Source organism: Streptomyces sp. NH27, from assembly GCF_056859195.1.
On the sequence record NZ_JACEGK010000338.1, the window covers coordinates 1 to 8676 of the forward strand.

Here is an 8676-nt window from a genome sequence, read left to right on the forward strand (position 1 = left end):
CCACCACTCCCTTACGCTGCTCGCGGCCGGGCAGTCCGTCACCTCCGCGGCCACCGCTTGCGGCTATGCCAACCCCAGTGCGTTCATCGAAGCCTTTCGCCACGCCTTCGGCGTCACCCCCGGCCGCCACGCTTCCCCTGACCGGGGGTAACAGGACCCCCCCGGGCAGGGTTGTCCTGTCGGTCGAGGGACCACCCGCCGGTGGTGGGCGGGTGGCGTAGTTCTCCCCCTGGCTTCGCCGGGAGGTGCCCCCAGCGCCCCTGGTTTCGTGCGGCCCTGTCCGCGGAAGAAGCCGCGGCTGCCCAGGGGCGCTGGGGGCACTCCCCCTCCCTGAGCAGGCACGATGGGGCCGCGGGGCGGGTCCGGTTGCCGCGGTCCCGGGGACCGCTCAGCATGAGGGGACAGGAGGTCGTCTCATGGGCCTTTATTTCGTGAACGTGGCCGACGAACTGGTGGGGGACGCGCTGGCCGGCTTTGCCCGGGCGCACGCGGAAGATGTGCGCTGGGACGAGCGGGACGGCTATGTACGGGCGCTGAATCCGGCGCCGGCCCGCAGGGTCGGCCTTGTCTCCGGCGGCGGTTCGGGTCATGAACCGTTGCACATCGGCTACGTCGGTACGGGAATGCTGGACGCCGCCTGCCCGGGCCGCGTCTTCGCCTCGCCACACAACCGGCAGATCTTCGCCGCGTCGCGCGCCGTCGCGGGCGAGGACGGGGTGCTGCACGTGGTGAAGAACTACACCGGCGACAAGATCAACTTCGGTATCGCCGCGGAACGCCTCGCCCGGGAGGGCATCGCGTGCGGCCGGGTGCTGGTCGACGACGACGTGGCGACCGAGTCCGACGAGGTCGCCACGGGACGGCGCGGCACCGGCGCGACCGTACTGGTCGAGAAGATCCTCGGCGCGGCCGCGGACACCGGTATGGGCCTGGCCGAGCTGGTGGCGCTGGGTACGGACGTGGCCGGAAGGTGCCGCAGCCTCGCGGTCGCCTCGGGCGCGCACACCTCGCCCGCGACCGGCCGCCCCGCGTTCGACCTGCCGTCGGGCGCCGTCGAGTACGGCGTCGGTATCCATGGCGAGCGCGCCCGTCGCACCGTCGGGGAGCGGTCGCTGCGCGACCTCGCCGAGGACATGGTGGCCGCCCTCGTCGACTCCCTCGACCTGGGCCCCCGGGCGCAGGTCGTGCTCCTCGTCAACGGACTGGGTGGAATCACCCGTCTGGAGCTGTACGCGGTCCTGGGCGAGGTGACGCGGCTGCTGGACAAGCGCGGTGTCACCACCGTACGGACCCTCGTCGGCGACTTCGTGACCGCACTGGACATGCGGGGCTTCTCGCTCACGCTGCTGGCCGCCGACGACGCGACGCTCGCGTACTACGACGCCCCGGCCATCACACCCGCATGGCGCGGGCGGGCGGGCTGACGGCGTCCGCGACCGGGTGCCCACCACGGTGCTCACCACGACCAACGGGCAGGCAACGACGGGAGACGCAGCGATGCTCACCTCAACCGACACCGAGTTCTCCGAGCCCTTCCGGTCCACCGACTTCACCGGCTTCACCGACGCGTGGGTGCGCCGGTTCGCCGCCTCCGCGACCGCGACCGAGGCCGAACTGACCTCGCTCGACCAGCAGGTGGGGGACGGCGACTTCGGGGCGAACCTGGTCGCCGGGTTGCAGGCCGCGTTGCGGCGGCTCGACGCGTCCAGCGTGCCGGTGCTGCCCGCGGTACCACCCCCGCCCGCCTGGCCGTTGGAGGCGGCCGCCTCCGCGTTCCTCGACGAGGTCGGGGGGACCAGCGGGCCGTTGTTCGGGCTGCTGCTCCAGGAGGTCGCGGTCGCCGTGGCCGGCGCCGGCGGCAAGTCGCCCGCCGCCGCGCTGGCGGTCGGCGCCGGCAACGGGCTCGCCGCGATCCAGCGGGTGGGGGAGGCGGCGGTCGGTGACAAGACGCTGGTCGACGCGTTGGTGCCGGCCTGTGAGGCGCTTGCCGCGCGGGCTCGTACGGTGCCGGGTGATCCCGGCGCCGCGGTCGCCTGCGCGGCGGACGCCGCGTGGGGCGGGGTGCGGAGTACCGCCCGCCTCACGGCGCGGCGCGGGCGGGCGAGTTATCTCGGCGAGCGGGCGGCGGGCGTGCCCGACCCGGGGGCGGTCGGGATCGCCCTGCTCTTCGCCTCCGCGGCTACTACGGTTCCCTCCCTTACGCCGTATTTGGCTTGACCTGACCTTCCGCGGTGGGTGGTTCTGCCGGTTCCAGGACCACCCGCCGGCTGGGAAGCGTGCTCCCGTCAGAGCTTCGCCCGTTCGGTCCTAACGGGACGACCAGGAGAAGATGTTGGGGTCGTCGAGGGAGGCGACCCAGATGTCGACGGCGGCGGCGAGGTCCTCCCCGGGCCAGGGGCCGACGCCCATGGTGTGCAGGCCCGCGCGGGTGGCGGCCTCGATGCCGCAGGCGGAGTCCTCGACGGCGAGGGAGTCGGTGGGGGCCGCGCCGCACAGGCGGGCGGCGGTGAGGTAGACGTCGGGGTAGGGCTTGGGGCGGATGCCGGGTCCCGGTACCACGATGTGGTCGAAGTGCTGCCGTAGTCCGGCGGTGGTCAGGCAGGTGTCGACGACGTCGAGCGGGCAGTTGCTGGCGACCGCGAGAGGCGCGAACTTCGCTGCGTTGGCGACGAGTTCACCCGCGCCGGGCATGGTCTGCGGGTCCGCGGCGACGAGCAGCCGGAAATGGCCGAGCAGCCGTTCGGTGAGTTCGCCGCCGAGTTCAGGCCGCCCGGATTCGTCGGCCATGAGCTGACCGCATTCGGTGTAGTGCAGGCCCTTGCTGCGTTCGGCGAAACCGTCTTCCGTGACCAGCTGGAAATCGCGCAGGGTCAGATCGCGGGCGTCCTGCCAGTGCCGCTCGGTGTCCATCAGGGTTCCGTCGCAGTCGAAGACAATCGCCGCCGGGGTCCAGGAAAAGAGGGGATGAGGGGTCATGGGGGGTGGTCCGTTCGAGAATGCCTGAATGCGCTGAGGGAGCCGCCGTGGTTTCGGGCGACGGACAGCTGTGCGCTGTTTCGTCAGGCAGGCGCGGGCTCTCGGCAGGCGCGTCCGGAAATCCCGCGGACAAGGCGGAATTCGGAGGGAACCACCGAGAACATATCGATCGTTACGTTATGGACGACCGCGTATGGTAGTCAAGCGAACGCCATAAGTCACACCGCGTGTCGGCCGTATCCGAGCACGCCGTATGCGGTGCACGCGGGTCCTTGCCGGACCCGGAAGACGCAGGTGCGGTGGTGCGGCACCGGCTCGATCCGGGCGGCCGGCGTGAACTCGGTGAAGCGGGTGGCCACCAGCCGTCCGCTGACCGGTCGGAGCAGTGTGCCGCCGCTGGCCTCGGCCGCGGCCTGCCGGGCCGCCTCCAGCAGCACCATCCCTGGCACGTGGTCGCTGGCGTGGTCGAAGAAGAAGGGGTGCCGCGGGTCGGCCGGCTCGACCGAGAGGGCGCCCGAGCGGCGGGTGATCAACACGTCGCCGTATCCGGTGACCGCGAGCGCGGCCGGCTCGGGGCGACCATCTGAAGCGGAGCCCGCAGCCGGGTCAGAAACCGAGTCCGAAACCGAGTCCGGAGCGTGGCCGGATATCGGATTCAGAGCTGTGTTCAGAGCTGTGTTCAGAGTGTGACTCGACGCCAGGTCAGGAGCTGGATTCCGAGCCGGGGTCCGGTCCGGGGGCAGGGCGGAGGGGCCGTCGTACCGGTTTCGTACGGCGGTGTAGCCGTCCGTGTCGACGAAGCGCGCGCCGCCGCCGGCCCGTGCGAAGTCCGTCCCGCCGCAGGCGTAGCGGACGTCCAGCCGTAGCCCGGTGACCGCGCCGTCCGCGTCCCGGCGTACGTTGCTCACCGCGACCGCGCAGGTCACCTCGGTGCCGCCGTGGCCGACCCGCGGCTCCCGGTCGGGCATGAGTGCGAAGTACAGATCACCGATGAGCAGATGAGCGCTCGGTTCGACGCCGAAGTAGCGCAGCGGCAGGTAGATACCGAGCTGTCGCAGCGTCTCGACCACGAGCAGCGGACTGTGCACATCCGAGCCGTCACGAGGAAAAGTGGCGTGCGAGCGAGGCCAGCACGCCGCCGCCTCGAATCCCCCTGCGCCGTCCGGCCGCACGTCGGTCAGCAGCACCTCGGCGACCGACGACCGGTGCACCATTTCCCGGGCGACCGTGCGGGACCAGCTCAATCCCGGTGAATCGTCCTGCCCGGATTTCCATCCGGGCCCATCCCCGACCGAAGAATTCATACCATAAGAAGAACTCACGTCTGGCTGATTCGCATGTGCGTCACCCGGCACCCGGTATGGATCGGCGTTCGCGACGCGCTAGATTGCCGTCGTCGGTGACGAAGCGGCTACCGGGGTGAATGTGCAGGGACGGGCGGAGACGACGCGCAGGCGTCTCGTGGAGGCCGCGGCGCGGCTGTTCGAGGAACGCGGTTATGCCGGCACCAGTATCAGCGACATCAGCGCGCTCTCCGGGCGCACCAGCGGGGCGATCTACTTCCATTTCGGCAACAAGGAACAGCTGGCGCTCGCCGTCGTCGAGGCGCACTTCGCGACCTGGCCGGGGATGATCGCCGGAATCCGGGCGGCGTACAGATCCGCGCTGGAGAAGCTGGTGGCGCTGAGTTTCGCGGTCGCCCGCGCCTTCCGTGACGACGTCGTGGTGCGGGCCGGGTCGCGGCTGTGGACCGAGCGCCGCGCCATCGACGCGCCGCTGCCCGCGCCGTTCCTCGGGTGGATCGACACGGTGGCGTCGCTGCTGCGCGAGGCGGAGGAGCAGGGCGAACTGGCGGGCGGACTCGCGCCGGAGACGGCCGCGGTCGGCGTCGTCTACGCGTTCTTCGGGATGCACACGGTGTCCGACGCGCTCGACGGGCGCGACCAGATCGAGGACCGCCTGTACGACCTGTGGTTGCTGCTGCTCGCCGGGATCCAGGCGAATCCCGACGCCCCCGGGCTGCTGGCGCGGGTGGGCGCGCCCCGCCCGTCCCTGGTGCCGTGAGTACCCGAAGCCCCTGAAATCCCCGAAGTACCCGAAACCCCCCGGGCTTTGCCGCGCGTGGGCGGGGGCCGGCTTCCATGTCGGGGGGCAACCGTGCTCTTCCGGGGGCGCCGTGGACAATGATCCGCATGCCCGAGAGCCGAGCTGAAGCCCATCCCCGTTATGCCGCGCTGCTCGCGGAGTGGTCCGAGCTGTTGCGGCGCTGCCGGAACGGCGCGGCGGACGAGCCCGACCCCGCCGTGTACGGGCGGGAGTTGCTGGCGCGATGGGCGGAGCCGCAGCGCCGCTATCACACGCTGGACCACTTGGTCGCGGTACTGGCACGGGTGACGGAGCTGACGGTGTACGCGCGGGACCCCGACACGGTGGCGCTGGCCGCGTGGTTCCACGACGCGGTCTACCGCCCGGACCGTACCGAGAACGAGGAGCGCAGCGCTTCGCTCGCCGAACGGGCGCTGACCGAGGCCGGGGTGGACGCGGAGCGGATCGCGCAGGTCGCGCGGCTGGTGCGGCTGACCGTGGAACACGACCCGGCCGAGGGCGACGCCGACGGCGAGGTGCTGTGCGACGCCGACCTGGCGGTGCTGGCCGGCGACCCGGCGGCGTACGCGGGATACGCCGCCGCCGTCCGGGAGGAGTACGGCTTCGTGCCGGACGAGGACTTCAGGGCCGGCCGCGCCGAGGTGCTGCGACGGCTGCTGGCGTTGCCGCGGCTGTTCCGTACCGCGTACGGGCAGGAGCACTGGGAACCGGTGGCCCGCCGCAACGTCGGCACCGAACTGGAGTTGCTGGAGGCATAGTCCGCCGGCCCGGCCGGGTTTTCCGGGCAGCGGCGCGGGCCCCGGCTCTCGCGCGGGAGGGGCTGGTGTGGCACCCTTGCTCATATGTCTAGACCAATCTTCGAGGTGATCGCCCTCGGCGCGGAGGATGCCGTTGCGGCCCAGGACGGCGGGGCCGACCGCCTCGAACTGGTCACCGATATGGCCGCCGACGGGCTGACGCCCTCCCGGCAGACGTTCGGCACGATCAGGGCGGCGGTGCGGATTCCGCTGCGCGTCATGCTGCGGCTGTCCGACGGGTTCGGCGCCGGCGACGCCCGCGAACTGGACGCGCTGTGCGAGACCGCGCTGGGCCTGCGGGCGGAAGGCGCCGACGAGTTCGTGCTCGGGTTCCTCGATGTCCGGGGCCGGGCCGACCTCGACGCGATCCACGCGCTGGTCGATGTGATCGACGGCTGCCGCTGGACGTTCCACCGCGCGATGGACCGGGCCGCCGACCGCGACGCGCTGCGCCTGCAACTCGCCGGGCTGCCGGGCCTCGACACCTACCTCACCGCCGGGTCCGCGCAGGGCGTCGCGGCCGGGCTGCCGGTCCTCCGCGACGAGGCCGCGCGGGCCGGCGAGCCCGGATACGAGCCGCACCTGCTGGTCGGCGGGGGCCTGCTCCTCGACCACGTGCCGACCCTGCGCGCGGCCGGGCTCAACGGCTTCCACGTCGGCGGCGCGGTACGGCCCGGCGGATGGGCCGCCCCCGTGGACGTCGCCGCCGTCCGCACCTGGCGCGAGGCCCTCGACTCACCCGTGGCCGTCGGGTAGGCCCGGGACGCGGGGCCGGGTGCGGGGTCAGCCGATTCCCGCCAGGGCGCCCGGCAGCGGGGCGCAGTGCAGCAGCGTCAGGCCCGACACCGCGCGGGTGAGGCAGACGTACAGCCGGCGCAGGCCCGTACGGTCGTCGGGCTCGGCCGCGACGATCGCGGCGGGGTCGTCCATGACCACGTAGTCGTACTCCAGGCCCTTGGCGAGGGACGCGGGGACCAGGGTGAGCCGGGCGGTCGCCGAGGTCTCCGCACCGGGGGAGAGGTACGGCAGGCCGGCGGCGTCGAGCGCGGCGGCCAGCGCCGGGATACGGGGGTCGGCCGCGATGAGGCCGATGGAGCCCTCGTGGCCGAGCGACTCGTGGCAGGCGGCGAGCACGGCCGCGTCGAGCTCGTCCTCGGACACCGGCCGCACGAAGAGGGCGCCGGGCGACTCGCGGACGGAGGTCGCCGGCGCGAGACCGGGGGCGATGGACGGCAACAGCCTGGACGCGTAGGCGATGACCTCCCGCGGCACGCGGAACCCGCGGGTCAGTTCCTCGACGCGGGCCTCCGGCTTGCCCAGGTGGGACAGCGCCTCGGCCCAGGAGGAGGTCGCCCAGGGCGTGGTGCCCTGCGCGAGGTCGCCGAGGATCGTCGCGGACCCGGTGGAGCAGCGCCGCCCGACCGCGCGGTACTGCATCGGCGAGAGGTCCTGCGCCTCGTCGAGCACCACATGCCCGAGCGAACCGGTGCGCTGCACCAGGTCGTTGGCCTCGTCGACCAGCACCGCGTCGGCCGCCGACCACTTCGCCGAGGCCAGCCCGCGGGCCGGCTTCGCCCACAGCAGTGCCTGCTGCTCCTCCCGCGACATCAGCCCGTCGGCGCACGCGGCCAGGAACTCCGGGTCGGACAGCAGCCGTAGCACCGTCTTGGCCGGGTCGACCGGCGGCCAGCACTCCTTGACCGCGGCCTTCACCGCGGGGTTGCGGGCGACCGCGTCCTGCACCCGGTCGTCGGGCGCCTCGCCGGACCGCTCCATCTGCACCAGCACCGCGTGCGCGATCCGCTGCGGCAGCGCGTCGCGGGCGGCGCCATACCGGATGTCGCGGCCGGCCAACTCCCGGACGATCTCCTCCAGTTCGTACGCCGGCACCCGCCAGCGCCGGGAGCCGCGCACCACCACGACCGGCTCCGTCGGCATGCTGATGCCGGACCGCACCGCACGCCGCAGCACCTCCGCCATGCGCGCGTCGCCCTTGAGCCGTGCCGTCCCGGCCAAGTCGGCGCCGCGCACCTGGACATGGGCCACCAGGTCGTCCACGGTCGCCTGCTTGACCTGGAGTTCGCCGAGCGCGGGCAGCACCTGCTCGATGTACTGGAGGAACGACGCGTTCGGCCCGATCACCAGGGTGCCGGTGCGGGCCAGCCGCTCCCGGTGCGCGTACAGCAGGTACGCCACCCGGTGCAGGCCGACCGCGGTCTTCCCGGTGCCGGGCGCGCCCTGCACGCAGACGCTGCCGCCCACCCCGGCGCGCACGATCTCGTCCTGCTCGGGCTGGATCGTGGCCACGATGTCGCGCATCGGCCCGACACGGGGCCGCTCGATCTCCGACTGGAGCAGCTTGCTGGAGCGGTCCTCCTCGGTGGCGTCGGTCAGGTGCTCGTCCTCGTACGCGGTCAACTCGCCGCCGGTGTAGCCGAAGCGGCGGCGCAGCGCCACATCCATCGGCTCGGTGCGGGAGGCGCGGTAGAACGGCTGCGATACCGGGGCGCGCCAGTCGATGACCATCGGGTCGCCGTCGGCGTCGTGCACATGGCGCCGCCCGATGTAGAAGCTCTCCCCCTCGCCTCCCTCGGCCGTTTCGACGCCCGGCGCGTGCAGGTAGTCGAGGCGGCCGAAGAACAGCGGGGTGCCGGCGAGGTCGGCGAGCGCCTTGATCCGCGCCTCGATCTCGCCGGCGAGGATCTTCGCGTTGACCCAGTTCCCGGTGACGTCGCTGATGTCGAGCGCCTCGACGTCCTGCCGCATGGCGCGCAGCGCGGACCTGGAGGAGGCGAGG

At 72.7% G+C, this 8676-nt stretch carries 9 protein-coding genes; 6 read left to right on the forward strand and 3 right to left on the reverse strand.

The window, feature by feature from the left end; translation table 11 throughout:
* The first annotated feature begins 16 nt into the window (after positions 1-16).
* From AC13HU_RS24700 to AC13HU_RS24710, 3 genes are all read left to right on the forward strand, one after another.
* A complete protein-coding gene (locus AC13HU_RS24700) occupies positions 17-151 on the forward strand; it encodes a helix-turn-helix domain-containing protein (protein ID WP_483044140.1) in 135 nt (44 codons plus the stop codon).
* A 265-nt stretch (positions 152-416) separates the two neighbouring features.
* Positions 417-1424 carry a dihydroxyacetone kinase subunit DhaK gene (locus AC13HU_RS24705; protein ID WP_483044133.1) on the forward strand — a complete coding sequence of 336 codons (1008 nt, stop codon included), beginning with the start codon at positions 417-419 and terminating at the stop codon, positions 1422-1424.
* Between the two features lie 73 nt (positions 1425-1497).
* The gene (locus AC13HU_RS24710) at positions 1498-2217 is read left to right on the forward strand and encodes a DAK2 domain-containing protein (RefSeq protein ID WP_483044134.1); all 720 of its coding nucleotides are present in this window, start codon (positions 1498-1500) and stop codon (positions 2215-2217) included.
* A 90-nt stretch (positions 2218-2307) separates the two neighbouring features.
* Here the strand turns inward: AC13HU_RS24710 and AC13HU_RS24715 are convergent, their stop codons facing one another.
* Positions 2308-2976, reverse strand: a complete 669-nt coding sequence (locus tag AC13HU_RS24715) for an HAD family hydrolase (protein WP_483044135.1) — start codon at positions 2974-2976, stop codon at positions 2308-2310.
* 218 nt (positions 2977-3194) lie between these two features.
* Positions 3195-4220, reverse strand: a complete 1026-nt coding sequence (locus AC13HU_RS24720) for an AfsA-related hotdog domain-containing protein (RefSeq protein WP_483044136.1) — start codon at positions 4218-4220, stop codon at positions 3195-3197.
* Between the two features lie 181 nt (positions 4221-4401).
* Between AC13HU_RS24720 and AC13HU_RS24725 the strand changes: the two genes are divergently transcribed.
* From AC13HU_RS24725 to AC13HU_RS24735, 3 genes are all read left to right on the forward strand, one after another.
* Positions 4402-5040, forward strand: a complete 639-nt coding sequence (locus AC13HU_RS24725; RefSeq protein ID WP_483044141.1) for a ScbR family autoregulator-binding transcription factor — start codon at positions 4402-4404, stop codon at positions 5038-5040.
* Positions 5041-5168: 128 nt separating this feature from the next.
* Entirely contained in the window at positions 5169-5840 is a 672-nt protein-coding gene (locus AC13HU_RS24730) for an HD domain-containing protein (RefSeq protein ID WP_483044137.1), read from the forward strand.
* Positions 5841-5924: 84 nt separating this feature from the next.
* Positions 5925-6635, forward strand: coding sequence for a copper homeostasis protein CutC (locus AC13HU_RS24735; protein ID WP_483044138.1), 711 nt, complete (start codon positions 5925-5927; stop codon positions 6633-6635).
* A 27-nt stretch (positions 6636-6662) separates the two neighbouring features.
* Here AC13HU_RS24735 and AC13HU_RS24740 read toward each other — a convergent pair.
* Positions 6663-8676, reverse strand: a 2014-nt coding sequence (locus AC13HU_RS24740; RefSeq protein WP_483044139.1) for a HelD family protein, incomplete at its 5' end; no start/stop codon positions are given.

Bases quoted from the DNA above. Each gene is read 5' to 3' on its own strand.
- AC13HU_RS24705 (WP_483044133.1), top strand. From the start codon at position 417: ATGGGCCTTTATTTCGTGAACGTGGCCGACGAACTGGTGGGGGACGCG.
- AC13HU_RS24735 (WP_483044138.1), top strand. From the start codon at position 5,925: ATGTCTAGACCAATCTTCGAGGTGATCGCCCTCGGCGCGGAGGATGCC.
- AC13HU_RS24715 (WP_483044135.1), bottom strand. From the start codon at position 2,976: ATGACCCCTCATCCCCTCTTTTCCTGGACCCCGGCGGCGATTGTCTTC.
- AC13HU_RS24710 (WP_483044134.1), top strand. From the start codon at position 1,498: ATGCTCACCTCAACCGACACCGAGTTCTCCGAGCCCTTCCGGTCCACC.
- AC13HU_RS24730 (WP_483044137.1), top strand. From the start codon at position 5,169: ATGCCCGAGAGCCGAGCTGAAGCCCATCCCCGTTATGCCGCGCTGCTC.